This is a genomic window from Bacillus sp. HMA207 (assembly GCF_003402455.1).
GTDB lineage: Bacteria > Bacillota > Bacilli > Bacillales > Bacillaceae_G > Bacillus_A > Bacillus_A cereus.
Genome location: NZ_BEZT01000003.1, coordinates 94,496 through 110,124 on the forward strand (window position 1 = coordinate 94,496; position 15,629 = coordinate 110,124).

Sequence of the window (15,629 nt, forward strand, 5' to 3'; positions counted from 1 at the left end):
TTCGTAGGAAAGCCTTGTATGCAAGTTATTACAGAATAACATATGCTACATCACTTTAAGTAACTCCCTACGCTGGCATTATCCAGATCAGGTTGAGGGTCGATGTTTACTTACATCCTCTCAGCCAATTGGCTCCCCGGTCCTTAATTCGTTTTCATTGTAGCATGATTTATTTTATTGAACAAACAAAAGCATGCATAATCATTTCATTATTTTTGGAAAATAACCAACTTTTTCACCATGAGCTAATAACTGCTGAATAAATTCTTTATTAATTGCTGGTACTATCAATTCTTTTTTCTTAATCCATTTATTCGTTCTACGCGTACCCATTACAATTTCAGATTGCTGCGCTCCATCTCCTGCAACTTGAGAAGCAATTAACTCTGCTATTACTTCATTTCCCTTCGCTAATGCAAGTCCGGTATTTACATATTCTGAAAGTGGAACCATTTCAAGATTGTATCCACACTCTCCAATTAGCTGTATAAATTGTTCAAACTCAATTTGATGTGGATGACAAATATGTAACGTCTCTCCTATAATTTGCGAATCTTGCAAATACGATACAATTGATTTACTAGCAAAATCAATTGGTGTGAAATCAACTTTCCACTTCACATTTGGTGCTTTCCCAATTAATAGCATTGTTTTAATAAGACGATAAAATGCGTTTCCTTCAATATTTTGTTGGAACGAACCTGTTTCTGAATGACATGCTAAATTACCTGCACGATAAATATTTCCGCGCAAACCATTTTTCATTGCTTCACGAACAATGTTTTCCGCTTGTAGTTTACTATTTGAATATACATTCTCTAAGTCTACACTGTAATTAAAATCACCAGTTTTCATGTATGTATCCCATTGATCTACCGCTAATTCTAACGGGATACCAATTGTAGAAATAAAATGGAATGTAGCACCTTTCTCCGCTAATGCTAGCATACGGCTAGTTCCTTGGACATTTATATTTTCAAATTGTTTTACATCCCCAAAATGTCTTACATCTGCACCGCAATGAATTATCGTATCCATCTTAGAACTGATGAACATAAATTCTTCTTCGCTCATCCCAAGATACTCTTCTCCCAGATCACCGGCTACGGCCTGTATACGCTGTAACCATTCTTCACATACATCATTAAAGTAGCCTGTTAATGTATCTATAATTCTTTGCTGCACATCTTTAGTTGGTCTTACTAAACAATAAATAGTAGCAGATGTATCTCTCAACAATTCATATAATATGTGTGATCCTAAATAACCAGTAGCTCCTGTTAAAAAGACATTTGAAATCTGGTTTTCTTCCAAAACGTTTGCATACGTGATAGTATCTGGTTCGTGAATCACTTTATATTCACGAAATACTTCTTCTTTCTCTACTTTTACTTCTCGCTCAATTCGAGCTAATCCATATATCGTTCTTTCTTTAAAGAAATCTTGAATTGTTAAATGTGAGAAATCTTCTTTTAACAATGTTAAGACTCGTAATACTTTTAATGAATGTCCACCAATTGTAAAGAAATCATCATGCACTCCAACTTTTGAAATTCCTAATACTTCCGCCCAGGCGTTCGCTATTTGTTTTTCTGCTTTATTAGAAGGTGCAACATATTCTTGTAGTCGAACCGGTTCATACTTTTCTTCTAACTGAGCTAACTTCTTAACATCAATCTTTTTATTAGGTGTAAGTGGTAATTCATTAATATAAATTAGTTTAGATGGCACCATATAATCTGGTAATTGCTCTTGTAACTGATAAACTAATTCTGGTATTTCTTTTTTATTTAAAGTTGTATAGAACGCGATTAAATATTGGCTACCTTCCTTACTCTTCTTAGCAAACACAGCATTTTCTTTTATATTATGATTTTGAGAAATTTTACTTTGGATTTCTCCTAGTTCAATACGATGTCCTCTAATTTTTACTTGATCATCTTTCCGATGTAAAAACTCTATATTTCCATCCTCTAGCAACTTAACGATATCACCTGTTTTGTATATATTAACTATAGGATTAAAAGGGTTCGGAATAAAAGCTTCAATTGTTTTATTAGGCTTATTAAAATACCCTTTTGCTAATCCCACTGAATCTATATATAATTCACCAGGTACACCAATTGGACAAAGATTCATATTCTCATCCAAAATCATAACTTGGTAATTAGCACATGGTTTACCAATGGGAATACTCGCAACATCCTCATTTAACTGACTAGGTATTTTATAGGTTGTCGTCACTACAGTACATTCTGTCGGTCCGTATACATTATAAATTTCAACATTTGTACCTATTCTTTCTCTCCACAATTTAATAACCTCTACAGGCAACATTTCACCGCCAATCGCAATTCTTTTTAGGGAAGCTAGCTTATATATATCTTCTTCTGCTAAATAAGTTGCTACTTGTCGAACAAAAATTGTTGCTAATGCCAAGATTGAAGTTGCTTTCACTTTATAGATTGCATTTGCAAATGCTTCTACAGACAATCGCTCTTCCTCTAATAGTACATATAAGTTTCCTCCACAGAATAAAGAAGCAAATGACTCCCATACAGAAGCATCGAAACTAAAGGAAGGAAATTGGGCAAATACATCCTCTTCTGTCAATTCATATTGCTTTTTCATCCAAGTATACAGATTAACAACGCCTCTATGTGCTAACATTGTTCCCTTTGGATTCCCTGTTGAACCAGATGTATAAATCATATAAGCTACATCATCACAATGAATAGACAACTTTACATCTGTATCTTCATAAGTTTCACTATCATACATTGAAACTGTTTGAACCCCATCACATGTTATAGGCGTCTCTTTCATCAATATAACTTTCGCTTGGCTATCTTGAATAATGTACTGTATTCTACTTTCCGGATAATCTGGATCAATCGGAACATACGCTGCACCAGCTTTTAATATAGCTACCATACTTACTACTGTGTCTATGCTACGTTTCATAAATATTCCAACATAGTCTCCTAACTGGACGCCGTTTTTAATTAACATACGAGCTATTTGATTACTTTTTTTATTTAGCTCCTCATAAGTTAAAGTACCTTCCCTTGAAGATAAAGCTATACGATTTGGAAATTGAGTAACAGTATTATAGAACATATCGACGATACTTTTCTCAGGATATACTGCTGTCGTATCATTCACTTGACTATAAAGTGCCATCTCGGCCTCTGTAATAATATTAAAATCATTTATATGATTATTCTTATTTTGTGATTTATTAATTAAAACACCTTGTATTTGTTGTGCATAACGAGTAATCGTTGTCTCTTTCCAATTAACACTATTAAATATTATTTCTACACTTTGCATATTTTTACTAAATACAAATTGTAATGTATTCGTGTCTTGTAGCTCATAATATGTTTCACCAATAATAATAGGTGACATTTCATATAACGTATTACCGTTTTGAAACTCTTCTATTTCTTCCTCATTCATTTCTTTAATTTGCTCCAGTTGCTCTTCAATTTGTAAATTTAAACTTTCATAGGAGAGAAAATTAGAAACTTCAATAGTAATCGGAAATAAACTTCCTCTTACATGATAAAGCACAACAATATGTTTTTCTTTAGAAATATGATATAACCACGTTGCAGTCGCTCCTATTAAATCTACAATGTGAGTCAAATTTGAAAACAGTTCCGTTTTCCTTTTTATCCTAAGTTCTGTTCCTTGCACATCTTTAGGTATTTTAATACTTCCTTCTACTTTTCCTAAAAATTCTTTTACCATCTCATTATAAGAAATTGCTAATTTCATATTTATGTAAATTCCTCTCTTAAATATAATAAAGGTGTGAAAATTCACACCTTTTTCATCCCTTATTAAAGGGCAGATTCGTTCAATTCATAATCAGTAGCGGAGATACCCCCTTGATTAGAATTGAACTTTCTCCTTATTCGCTTTTAAACTCACCAATAAGCTCTTGTAATTCCTGAGAAAGCCAACTTAAAGAAGTCGCTAATTCTGCAATATCTTGTACTGATATTTCTTGCTCTTTCATGCTTTCTTCAACATTACTACTGCTGTTGGCATAAGTATTTGCAATATGTGATAATTCATTTACGACTTGAACGATATTCTGGCTATTTTGTAAAATATCACTCGAATTACCAGAAACAGCTTTTACTTGATCTGTAACAGATTGCGCTGATTTTGAGATTTTTTCAAAGAAATCACCGCTACTTTGAACAAGCGAAATTCCAGTTTCTACTTCTCTTGAACCTTTTTGCATGGAAACTACAGCATCTTCTGTCTCAGCTTGTGTTTCACCAATTAATTTCGCTATATCTTTAGCAGACGCTTCCGTTTGTTCTGCTAATTTTCGTACTTCATCAGCAACAACTGCAAACCCTCTTCCAGCTGCTCCAGCACGTGAAGCCTCAATAGAAGCATTTAAAGCTAATAAATTTGTTTGATTTGAAATACCTGTAATTACAGTTACGATATCACTAATTTCTTTTGACCTTGTTTCTAACGAATAAATGATGGAAGATAAATCTTGTACTGCATTTTGGATTAAACTCATTTGATTAATAATTTGTCCAATCACTTCATTACCTTCAATTGAATGTTGTTCCATACCTTCAGAAGCAACCGCAACTTGTTTTGCAGCCCCAGTTATTTCTTCTACCTTATCTTCCATTCCATGTACAATTCCTAAACATTGTTGTACTGAAGTTTTTTGAGACTGTGCCCCTACTCTTAAACCTTCAATAGAACTTGCAATCTCTTGAACTGCCATGCTATTTTCCTCTGTACTCGCCGACAATTCTTGTGAAGAAGAAGAAACTTGCTCAGCAGTTTGCCTTACTTTATCTATAATCCCTTTAAATTTTTCAATCGTGTTATTGAAATAAACATTAATAATTCCAATATCATCTGGTCTTTCTTTTAATTTAATACTTAAGTCACCTTCACCAATTTTACGTAACCCTTCTCGTAAATCTTTTAATGGAGCTAACGAGTGACGCACGATAAAGAATTGAGTAATAGTCGCAATTGCTAATGAAATAATGATAAAGAGTAAGCCCTGTATCATAAACTTCTCTTTTGTAATAGGAACAATGGAAGCATCTAAGTCAGCCGCAATAATTGCAACAATATTGTTTTCTCCATCTGTAATTGGTTCTAATATTGTCACCCACGAACCTATTTCATCTTCATATACTTCTGTCATTTGAGCCTTTTTCGTATCAATCACTTTATCGTATGCCTTCATCCAATGAGCGGGTTGTTCATAATAATCCCCCGGCTTTATAGGAAACGCATTTGTTAACTCTGTAGTCAAACCAACGAGTTGTAATTCTCGCTTTTCATTCGGCTTTGCTCCTGTAACATACGTTTGTCCAACGCTTTTCAATTCTTTTGACACTTCATCTAATTTCTCTGTTAACTTTTCTTTTTTCACTTTTTCGGCTGTAGGATCTTTCGCCATGTCTCTAACTAATTCTACATCCAGTTTTTTCAATACTATTTCTCCTGTTTCAATAGACTGCCTTTCAAATAAAGACATCATACTATTTTGAAACATATTGAAACTTAATGCACCCATACTTCCAACAAGTGTCAAAATAACTAATACGGTTAATAAGACGTTCTTTTGAAGGAACGATAACTTATGCCAATATTTTTTCATTAATATCCACCTTCCTTAATCAACACAAACAAAAAAACAAAATATATGGATATTTTGTTTGAAAATGTTTCTCAATATGTTCGAGAATAAAAAAAAGCCAATGTAAAAGCATTGGCCAAGACCAACCCTATCCGTCCGGTAACTGGCTAGCGTAGCCTTTCGACCTTAGCTCCTGTAGTTTTGCGTCCTCATGTTTCCATCAGTTTGCCTTTCTCGCTGAACGAGTTGAACGATATGGGAGTTCTATGAGAATTAATTTATTCTCTTTCAAAGATTACAACATATAAATCAAAATGTCTACTTATTTAGAGATATAAATACAAATTTTTAATGCATTGCTTTTTCAAAATAATTTCAAAAAGTACGTGAATGTTACTTTTTTTGTGTTATATAATAAAAAATGTATAAATAACAAGGATTTCTTCGGGTATTTATTTAATTTTCATTCAAATTAAACTATTCGAATATATCTTAACTAATGAATTTCGGAGGTAGTTTATCATGTTTTGGCTACAATTTCTTACCTTGTTACTCTGTATTTTTATTGGTGCACGCCTAGGCGGAGTTGGTTTAGGAGTAATGGGTGGAGTTGGTATGGCAATACTCGTTTTTGTCTTCCACCTACAACCAACCGCGCCTCCTATCGATGTAATGCTTATGATTTTGGCAGTAATTACAGCTGCTGGTGCTTTGCAAGCTGCTGGAGGAATGGACTATCTTGTTCATCTAGCTGAAAAAGCATTGCGAAAAAATCCAAAACGCATTACATTCTTTGCTCCAATTGTTACTTATTTATTTACACTTTGTGCAGGAACTGGTCACGTTGCTTATTCTGTACTTCCTGTTATCGCTGAAGTCTCTCGCGAATCCGGAATTAGACCAGAACGACCAATGTCAATTGCCGTAATTGCTTCCCAACAAGCAATTACAGCTAGTCCTATATCAGCTGCAACAGTTGCACTTTTAGCAATGTTAGCTGACTATAAAATCACCTTATTAGATATTTTAAAAGTAAGTATCCCTTCTACTTTCATCGCTTGTATGATAGCTGCATTTGTTGCTAGTAAGATGGGAAAAGAATTAAATGAAGACCCTGAATACTTAAAACGATTAAAAGAAGGAATGATTCCTAAGCTTGAAGAGAAAAAAGAATTTGTAGGTGTAAAGGGCGCAAAATTATCAGTTATCCTTTTCCTTGTAGGAACCTTCCTTGTTGTACTTCTTGGTTCATTTGAAGCACTTCGTCCAGGATGGATAGTTGATGGGAAGTTAGCCCGCCTTTCCATGCCGAATACAATTGAGATGGTTATGTTAACTATCGCGGCTCTTATTATTATTTTCTGTAAACCAAATGTAGAAAGCATTGTATCTGGTAACGTCTTTAAAGCAGGAGCAACAGCAGTTGTTGCAATTTTCGGTATCGCTTGGATGGGAGATACTTTCTTTAATGGAAACTTAAATATGATTCAAGGATCCATTCAGCATTTAGTAACAAGTGCGCCTTGGCTATTTGCCATCGCACTATTCATTCTATCTATTTTACTGTACAGCCAAGCAGCAACAGTTCGTGCCTTAATGCCACTTGGACTATCTCTTGGCATTCCACCAGCGCTACTGATTGCGATGTTCCCTGCAGTAAATGGATATTTCTTCATTCCGAACTATGGAACAATCGTTGCTGCCATTAACTTTGACCGTACCGGTACAACAGGTATTGGTAAATACGTATTAAATCATAGCTTTATGATTCCAGGCTTAATTGCAACATTTACTTCTATCGGAATTGGAATGCTCTTAATTTCAATTATGTTTTAAAGAAAAAGCACAAACCTTTATTTAAAAAGGTTTGTGCTTTTTTAATCAAACTTTTGTTTAAATTTTTTGGGCAGTCTACTTCTCGATGTAGCACTTAAAATACTACATGTCCTTTTCTACAAACTTCGCTTTACTTCTTCAGCTAATTTTCTCGTACTTTCATACGTAGATTCAGCTAAACTAATTGCTGAAATAACTGAAACACCGTCCGCACCCGCTTCTATAACTGCCGCTGTATTTTCAATTGTAATCCCACCAATACCAACGATTGGCACTGTAATTCCTTGTTCTCTAAAATAAGCTAATCCTTTCGTTCCTTGAACCGCTTTCGTATCTTTTTTCGTACTCGTTGGGAAAATAGGTCCAACGCCTAAATAATCTGCTCCGTTTTCGATTGCAAAGCGTGCTTCTTCAATTGTATGAGCAGATACACCGATAATTTTATCTCCCATTTTTTCACGAACCGATGTAATTCCTTCATCATCTTGCCCTACATGAACACCATCTGCATCTAATTCAATGGCTAATTCTACATCATCATTTACAATGAAAGGAACACTATATTCCTTACAAAGCGTCTGCAATTCTTTTGCAAAGCGCACTCTATCTCCTCCGATTAAAGAACCTTCCCCCTTCTCGCGAAACTGAAAAAGTGTCACTCCACCATCTAATGCTTCTTTCAATACAGCTAAAGGATCCCTCGTGCAGTTATTACTTCCCATAATAAAATACACTTGTAATAACTTAGACATCTTCTTTGTTTCAATGCGCATCATGTGTTTCATCCCCCTTACTCTAACTCCTCAATCTTTCCATACTTCTCAATATCACCAGCAGTAGTATTCGCTAACTGATTTAAAAATTCAATTTGGAAACTACCAGGTCCCTTTTCCACGGTCTTAGCAGCTGCCAGTTCCGAAGCTACACCATAAAACGTTAATGCTGCTACTGCTGCTTTTACATAATCTTTTTCCACTGCTACAAATGCTCCTATTACAGACGTTAGTAAACAACCTGTTCCCGTAACTTTCGTTAAAATAGGGTGACCGTTTCGAATAACAATAGTTCTCTCTCCATCTGTAACAACATCTTCTTTTCCAGTAATGACCGCAACTGTATTTAGTTCATCCGCTGCCTGCCTTGCAATACTTACAACATTGCCATTTCCAGTACCAGCGTCTACCCCTTTAATTTCCCATTTCTCATTAATAACATTTGCTATTTCAGCTGCATTTCCGCGGATAATTGCTAACTCAATTTCAGCCGGAATATGTCTCGCAACTTCTGTTCGATACGAAGTTGCTCCTGCACCAACTGGATCAAATAGTACTGGCACATTGTTCGCATTTGCTGATTTACCCGCGAGTAACATCGCTTCTACTTCTTCAGGACGAAGTGTCCCCATATTTAATACTAACGCTCCAGCAATGCTAGCCATTTCTGCTACTTCTTCTTTTGCATACGCCATTACAGGCGATGCCCCAAGTGCCAACAAACCGTTAGCAGTAAAATTTGTTACAACAACATTTGTAATATTATGAACAAGCGGATTAGATTCTCTCACCAAATCCACTACTTTACTAAGTTCTTTCATATTCATCCTTTTCATCTCCTAACTATAATGATGGGAGATACACAAAAAGACACTTTGCGCGTACGCAAAGTGCCTGAATATGTGCTTTTACACTCTCCCTACGCTGGCATTATCCAACAGGTTCAAATGGTCAATGACGGACTAGTAGCCATACTCTCAGTTTGTATCCACAAACTCCCATGTGTTTCTTATTCATCTACTTCAAAGTCTACTCTTATTCTAGTAAAATAACAAGTTCTTTACTTTTTCTATTTAATATAGAAGCAACTGATAAAGTGAAACTTTAATTAGTTGGGATTTTGTTCCCTCCATTAAAAACCGATCAAATATGGAGCGAAACTGAATCTCAAGAAGATGTATGCTATAGTTAACGTATGGAAATTTGAAAGGATGTTTTTAATATGTCAAAAAGCGTTGTAATCGCTGAAAAACCTTCCGTTGCACGAGATATTGCTCGTGTACTGAAGTGTGATAAAAAAGGAAACGGCTATCTTGAGGGTAATAAATATATTGTAACTTGGGCTTTAGGTCATCTCGTTACATTAGCAGATCCAGAAAGTTATGATGTGAAATATAAAAAGTGGAATTTAGAAGATTTACCGATGCTACCTGAGCGTTTGAAATTAACGGTTATTAAACAAACTGGTAAACAATTTAATGCTGTAAAAAGTCAGCTACTTAGAAAAGATGTAAATGAAATTATTGTAGCAACAGACGCTGGACGTGAAGGGGAATTAGTCGCGCGCTGGATTATCGATAAAGTTAAGCTAAATAAACCAATCAAACGTTTATGGATTTCTTCTGTAACCGATAAAGCAATTAAAGATGGTTTTGCAAATTTAAAACCAGGTAAAGCCTATGACAATTTATACGCTTCAGCAGTTGCGCGTTCAGAAGCTGACTGGTATATCGGTCTTAATGCAACTCGTGCTTTAACGACTCGCTTTAATGCCCAGTTAAATTGCGGCCGTGTACAAACCCCTACTGTTGCTATGATTGCTAGTCGTGAGGATGAAATAAAGAACTTCAAAGCACAAACTTACTACGGCATCGAAGCTCAAACAATGGAGAAGCTCAAACTTACTTGGCAAGATGCAAATGGCAATAGCCGTAGTTTTAATAAAGAAAAAATCGATGGTATTGTAAAAAGTTTAGATAAACAAAATGCTACTGTTGTGGAAATTGATAAGAAACAGAAGAAGTCATTCTCTCCTGGTCTTTACGATTTAACTGAATTGCAACGTGATGCGAATAAAAAGTTCGGTTACTCTGCGAAAGAAACATTAAATATTATGCAAAAATTGTATGAACAGCATAAAGTACTAACGTACCCTCGTACAGATTCACGCTACATTTCATCTGATATCGTTGGAACACTTCCAGAACGTCTAAAAGCATGTGGTGTTGGAGAATACCGTCCCTTCGCACATAAAGTATTACAAAAGCCTATCAAACCTAACAAATCATTTGTTGATGATAGTAAAGTAAGCGATCATCATGCGATTATTCCAACAGAAGGATACGTTAACTTCTCAGCATTCACAGATAAAGAACGCAAAATTTATGATTTAGTTGTAAAACGTTTCTTAGCTGTGTTATTCCCGGCATTCGAATATGAGCAACTAACGTTACGCACAAAGGTTGGCAATGAAACGTTCATTGCGCGCGGAAAAACAATTCTACATGCCGGTTGGAAAGAAGTATATGAAAATCGCTTTGAAGATGATGATGTAACTGATGACGTAAAAGAGCAACTTCTACCTCACATTGAGAAAGGCGATACATTAGCTGTAAAGTTAATTATGCAAACATCAGGTCAAACAAAAGCACCTGCACGATTTAACGAAGCGACTTTACTTTCAGCAATGGAGAATCCTACAAAATATATGGATACGCAAAATAAACAACTTGCTGATACGTTAAAATCGACTGGTGGATTAGGTACTGTAGCGACACGTGCAGACATTATCGACAAGCTATTCAATTCATTCTTAATTGAAAAACGCGGTAAAGATATTCACATTACTTCAAAAGGTCGCCAGTTACTTGATTTAGTACCAGAAGAATTAAAATCTCCTACACTAACTGGTGAATGGGAACAAAAACTTGAGGCTATCGCAAAAGGTAAATTGAAAAAAGAAGTATTCATTTCTGAAATGAAGAACTATACGAAAGAAATCGTTTCTGAAATTAAATCAAGCGATAAAAAATATAAACATGACAACATTTCAACGAAGTCTTGTCCAGATTGCGGTAAACCAATGCTAGAAGTAAACGGCAAAAAGGGAAAAATGCTCGTATGCCAAGATCGTGAATGTGGTCATCGTAAAAATGTATCTCGTACAACAAACGCTCGCTGTCCGCAATGTAAGAAGAAACTAGAATTACGTGGTGAGGGTGCAGGACAAATCTTTGCATGTAAATGTGGCTATCGCGAGAAATTATCAACATTCCAAGAAAGACGTAAAAAAGAATCTGGAAACAAAGCTGATAAGCGCGACGTTCAAAAATATATGAAACAACAGAAAAAAGAAGAAGAACCATTAAACAACCCGTTCGCAGAAGCATTAAAAAAATTAAAATTTGATTAAACAAAAAGGTTCCTACCTCTATCGGTAGGAACCTTTTATTTTAGTGAATGATTTTACTTCCTTTTGCATTCTCAACAAATTTTTCACTTGATTTGTTAATTGGTGTTTTCAGTAATAACGCAGCAACAATCATAACTACTACGAAAGCACTTAACACAAGTAAATCTCGCGTTACGATATCCCAAAGCATTCCGCCAACTGTTTCACGAATTGCGCTAATTGCGTATGTGAATGGTAAGAACGGATAAATCGCTTGGAAGAACGCTGGTGTCATTTGGATTGGGAATGTTCCGCCCGATCCTGCTACTTGTAGTACAAGTAAAATGATCGCCATCGATTTCCCAACGTTTCCGAAAATAGAAACGAGTGAGTATACGATACAAACGAAGACTCCACCAATAAATAAACTAAATAACACAAACCAGAACTTATCGACTACGTACGTACCGAGTAAGAATATATCTCCCATCGATACGATAAACGCTTGTGAAAGACCTATCGTTAAGAATGTTAATAAACGTCCGAAGTAAATTTCATGGCTCTTATAATTCGCGCCCTCTTCGTGTACTTCTACCGTTAATAATGAAACCATTAATAATGCGCCTACCCATAATGCAAGCACTGTATAGAATGGTGACATCGCTGAACCGTAGTTCGGCATCGCAAATAATTTATTTTCTTTTAAATTTACTGGATTCGCAAAGTAATCACTTTGCTTTTCAACATCATTTTTCAATAAGCGTATAATGTCTTTTAAATCCTCTTCAGATTCAAAATCACGAATTTTATCTGCTAATTCTTTAATCTTTTTCTCAGTCTCCGGCATTTCAGCTTTAATATCTGCTAATTTCTTTTTCCCGTCTACTAAGCCTTTTGATGAATCTTCTAGTAATTTTTTAACATCTGGAAGCTTTTTGTCTGCCTCTTTTAAAATTTGAGATGTGTTTTTAGACATACGTTTCGTACGTTCAATTGCTGTGTTAAAGTTTGGAACGATTTCTGAATCATATGTTGCTAAGAAATCACCTAATTGAGCTGAAGCATTTTTAGTCGCTTCATTAATGCTTTCTACAACCTCTTTTGTAGGCTTCTGTCCATTATTAATTAGTGTAGTTGCTTTATTCGTTGCATCTATACCTTTTTGAACAGAATTTTGTATTTTGTTCAATTTTGCAATTCCGCCATTAAGGTTTTTTCCGCTATTTACATCTGCTAATACCTTATTTGTGCTTTCTAGAACCGGAATCGCATCACCAATTAGATTATTAGTAGCTTGTAGTTGACCATTTAAATCGTTTAAAGCCACTTTTGTACTATCTAATCCATTAACCCCTCTATTATTTACGTCTGCTATAACACCTTCTAAATTATTTTTTGCCTTTTCATATTCATTTTTCACACTATCGTATGCTTCATTTGCATCAGCTTTAGCTTGATCGACTGTGCTGACTGCTTTTTTATAATCTGCTACAAACGTTTCATTATAATCTTTTTCCGCTTGATCAATTAATCCATTTGCTGCATCTAACTTTTGATTCGCTACATCTGTTACATCTTTCTTTACTTCTTGTCCTGTACCGATAACATTTACAATATCTTTAATACCCTTGTTTGCATTTTCCATACCGCTTTTTAGCTTAGTTAAGCGATCCACTCGCCCTTGGAAAAAGCTTTGACCAAAATCAGTCGTCGCTGACTTTTGAAGTTCAGTAAATACATTAATAAGATATGCAATACTATCTGTACGCCCTTGAAGATTTTCAGAAACCGCATTAAGGTCTTGTTTTGCCTTTTCTGGATCAAACTGACCATTTTGCAATCCATTCACAACACTTTTTCCGTATGCTGTTCCTGCACGTGCTGAGTTTAAAACGTTATTAACTGTTTGATTAATGTTTCTTGCAATGTTTTTATAACCTTCATCATTCATCTTTGAAAGATCAGGGCGTGCTGGGAACTCCGGTAATCCCTTCATACCAGAAAGGTCTATCCCTGGATTCATTAAAAAGTTCGTAAAAGCATTGGCCTTATCCATTACATCTTTTGCTACAGTTAAATTGTTTCTCATTGTTCCAGGTGCGTTCTTTAAAGTTTCATCATTATTTGCAAAGAACTTATCTAAATTCCCTAACGCTTCTTGCCCATCATTAATAACACTCTCTACAACCGGCAACTCTTTTTGCGCTACTTTCACAACATCTTCTGCTCGAGTTGCATCATCTAACGCCTTATCCATAAGTGTATTCATTTCTGGGAACTGCGCTTCTAACTTAAATACAAGATCTTTTACTTTTTCGATACTTGGTAAGTTTGTTTCTAAATCGATTCCAAGATCATTGAAAATTTTAAAAATCTCACCGTTTGCTGTTTTTACAAAGTTTTTACTAATTTCTTCTGTAATACCTGATGCACCTTTTGCTGTAATCTTCGGTGCAATCGCGTTTACTTTTTCATTCACATAGTAATCCAGTTCTGGTTTTTTAGGATTTTCATCCAGAACAGTTGCAATTTTTTCAGAGAAATCTTTTGGAATCGTAATACTTGCATAATAATCTCCACGCTCAACTCCGTAAATTGCTTGTTTTTCATCTACAAATTTCCAGCCAAGATTTTTGTTTTTCTTAAGGGAGTCTACAATCTCTTTCCCGATATTAATATCTTTCCCTCTTAAATTAGAACCTGCATCTTGGTTAGAAACTGCAATGGGAACCTCTTTTGTATTTCCATACGGATCCCAAGAAGCTTTAATGTTAAACCATGCATATAACGATGGTAAAATCATTAATCCTAAAACAATAACAATTGCAGCCCAATGTTTGGCTACATTCCGTAAATCTGTCTTATAAATACGCCAAATCTGTTTCATAGAAGTTATCACCTAATTATATATTTTTCCTTCTTTAGAAAATGATACATACATTTTGCAATTATATCACTTTCTACATCGTGTATTAACCAAAAACGTACTATTTTTTCCCATTAACTTTCACTTACTTCATTATATAACGAAGTGAGTCAAAGTATGAATACAAAATGACCAAATCGGTTTTACATTCAATAATAACAAATATATATGAAATGTCATAAAAAATACAAGTATTTTCTCTTGGAAATACTTGTATTCCTAAAAAAAATCCTCACAGCTTTTATTCTCTGTGAGGATTTCTTCTATTATATATCTAATTGAACCTCTACACCGAAATGATCTGAAATTACATTTCTGTTTGTACCATTAAAAATAACTTTTGAAGAATGAACTTTTTTACTTTGGTTACACAATATTAGATCGATTCGCAAATTATGTTTATTTTCATCCCAACCAGCAATCTCGCCTTGGACAGTCGTTCCTTCATCCTTCTCTATTGCTAATTCATATGTGTCATACAACCCTTTTTGCATCATATACTCATAACCTTCGCCTTTCAATCGAGCATTGTTATTAAAATCCCCCATTAAGAAGGCGAGCTTATTGCTATCTACACGCTCCATCAAACGATCGACTTGACCTTTGAATGACTCTTCTTCATCATTCCACCAACCGAGATGACAAGAGTAAAACGTTATATCCTTACCATTATAAGCAATTGTTGCACTTACAATTTTACGCGTTTTCCAATACGTTGTATCCTCGTTTTCTGAAATGAAGAACGTATCTTCTTTTATAATATTATGCTTCGTTATAATCGCTAATCCTTCTTCATACACGTCATAACCAATATGAGAGAAATCCCAAGTAATATTGTAATCTTTTACATGTAGCGCTTTTAACTCTTCTAATAGTAAAAGTCCAAAATTATCTTCTTTCTTGTTACCGCATACATTTTCAGCTTGTATGGACTGACTTACTTCTTGCAATGCGATGACATCGTACTCTTCTTCTTGAATTACTTTAGCAAGGTATTGTATCTTTTCTATTTGATTCTCTTCTTGCCAAGAATGACAGTTTAAAGTTAGCAATTTCATATTA

The 15,629-nt window shown here is 34.9% G+C and carries 8 protein-coding genes and 3 riboswitches; of the genes, 2 read left to right on the forward strand and 6 right to left on the reverse strand.

Annotation, left to right across the window (positions count from 1 at the left end; all coding sequences use genetic code 11):
• Positions 1-47 precede the first annotated feature (47 nt).
• A riboswitch (TPP riboswitch) is annotated at positions 48-149 on the reverse strand.
• Between the two features lie 52 nt (positions 150-201).
• Together HMAS_RS24055 and HMAS_RS24060 are read right to left on the reverse strand one after the other, a co-directional pair.
• The gene (locus tag HMAS_RS24055; protein WP_044307353.1) at positions 202-3,783 is read right to left on the reverse strand and encodes a non-ribosomal peptide synthetase; all 3,582 of its coding nucleotides are present in this window, start codon (positions 3,781-3,783) and stop codon (positions 202-204) included.
• 136 nt (positions 3,784-3,919) lie between these two features.
• A complete protein-coding gene (locus tag HMAS_RS24060) occupies positions 3,920-5,662 on the reverse strand; it encodes a methyl-accepting chemotaxis protein (protein WP_000761083.1) in 1,743 nt (580 codons plus the stop codon).
• A 134-nt stretch (positions 5,663-5,796) separates the two neighbouring features.
• Positions 5,797-5,881, reverse strand: a riboswitch (cyclic di-GMP riboswitch).
• Between the two features lie 282 nt (positions 5,882-6,163).
• Here HMAS_RS24060 and HMAS_RS24065 point away from each other — a divergent pair.
• Positions 6,164-7,477: an anaerobic C4-dicarboxylate transporter family protein gene (locus HMAS_RS24065; RefSeq protein WP_025710029.1), complete on the forward strand. Its 1,314-nt coding sequence runs from the start codon at positions 6,164-6,166 to the stop codon at positions 7,475-7,477.
• Positions 7,478-7,593: 116 nt separating this feature from the next.
• Here the strand turns inward: HMAS_RS24065 and thiE are convergent, their stop codons facing one another.
• A complete protein-coding gene (gene thiE, locus HMAS_RS24070) occupies positions 7,594-8,253 on the reverse strand; it encodes a thiamine phosphate synthase (RefSeq protein WP_006916691.1) in 660 nt (219 codons plus the stop codon).
• 14 nt (positions 8,254-8,267) lie between these two features.
• Positions 8,268-9,077 carry a hydroxyethylthiazole kinase gene (gene thiM, locus HMAS_RS24075; RefSeq protein ID WP_044307354.1) on the reverse strand — a complete coding sequence of 270 codons (810 nt, stop codon included), beginning with the start codon at positions 9,075-9,077 and terminating at the stop codon, positions 8,268-8,270.
• Positions 9,078-9,149: 72 nt separating this feature from the next.
• A riboswitch (TPP riboswitch) is annotated at positions 9,150-9,262 on the reverse strand.
• Positions 9,263-9,472: 210 nt separating this feature from the next.
• Here thiM and topB point away from each other — a divergent pair.
• Positions 9,473-11,662, forward strand: coding sequence for a DNA topoisomerase III (topB, locus tag HMAS_RS24080; RefSeq protein WP_044307355.1), 2,190 nt, complete (start codon positions 9,473-9,475; stop codon positions 11,660-11,662).
• A gap of 40 nt (positions 11,663-11,702) precedes the next feature.
• Here topB and HMAS_RS24085 read toward each other — a convergent pair whose 3' ends face one another.
• Entirely contained in the window at positions 11,703-14,528 is a 2,826-nt protein-coding gene (locus HMAS_RS24085; protein WP_044307356.1) for a YhgE/Pip domain-containing protein, read from the reverse strand.
• A 305-nt stretch (positions 14,529-14,833) separates the two neighbouring features.
• Positions 14,834-15,625, reverse strand: coding sequence for an endonuclease/exonuclease/phosphatase family protein (locus HMAS_RS24090; RefSeq protein ID WP_000771986.1), 792 nt, complete (start codon positions 15,623-15,625; stop codon positions 14,834-14,836).
• Between the last annotated feature and the right edge of the window lie 4 nt (positions 15,626-15,629).

Excerpts from the sequence above, each read along its gene's own strand:
- HMAS_RS24055 (WP_044307353.1), bottom strand. The coding sequence starts at position 3,783 with ATGAAATTAGCAATTTCTTATAATGAGATGGTAAAAGAATTTTTAGGA.
- HMAS_RS24060 (WP_000761083.1), bottom strand. The coding sequence starts at position 5,662 with ATGAAAAAATATTGGCATAAGTTATCGTTCCTTCAAAAGAACGTCTTA.
- HMAS_RS24065 (WP_025710029.1), top strand. The coding sequence starts at position 6,164 with ATGTTTTGGCTACAATTTCTTACCTTGTTACTCTGTATTTTTATTGGT.
- thiE (WP_006916691.1), bottom strand. The coding sequence starts at position 8,253 with ATGATGCGCATTGAAACAAAGAAGATGTCTAAGTTATTACAAGTGTAT.
- thiM (WP_044307354.1), bottom strand. The coding sequence starts at position 9,077 with ATGAATATGAAAGAACTTAGTAAAGTAGTGGATTTGGTGAGAGAATCT.
- topB (WP_044307355.1), top strand. The coding sequence starts at position 9,473 with ATGTCAAAAAGCGTTGTAATCGCTGAAAAACCTTCCGTTGCACGAGAT.
- HMAS_RS24085 (WP_044307356.1), bottom strand. The coding sequence starts at position 14,528 with ATGAAACAGATTTGGCGTATTTATAAGACAGATTTACGGAATGTAGCC.
- HMAS_RS24090 (WP_000771986.1), bottom strand. The coding sequence starts at position 15,625 with ATGAAATTGCTAACTTTAAACTGTCATTCTTGGCAAGAAGAGAATCAA.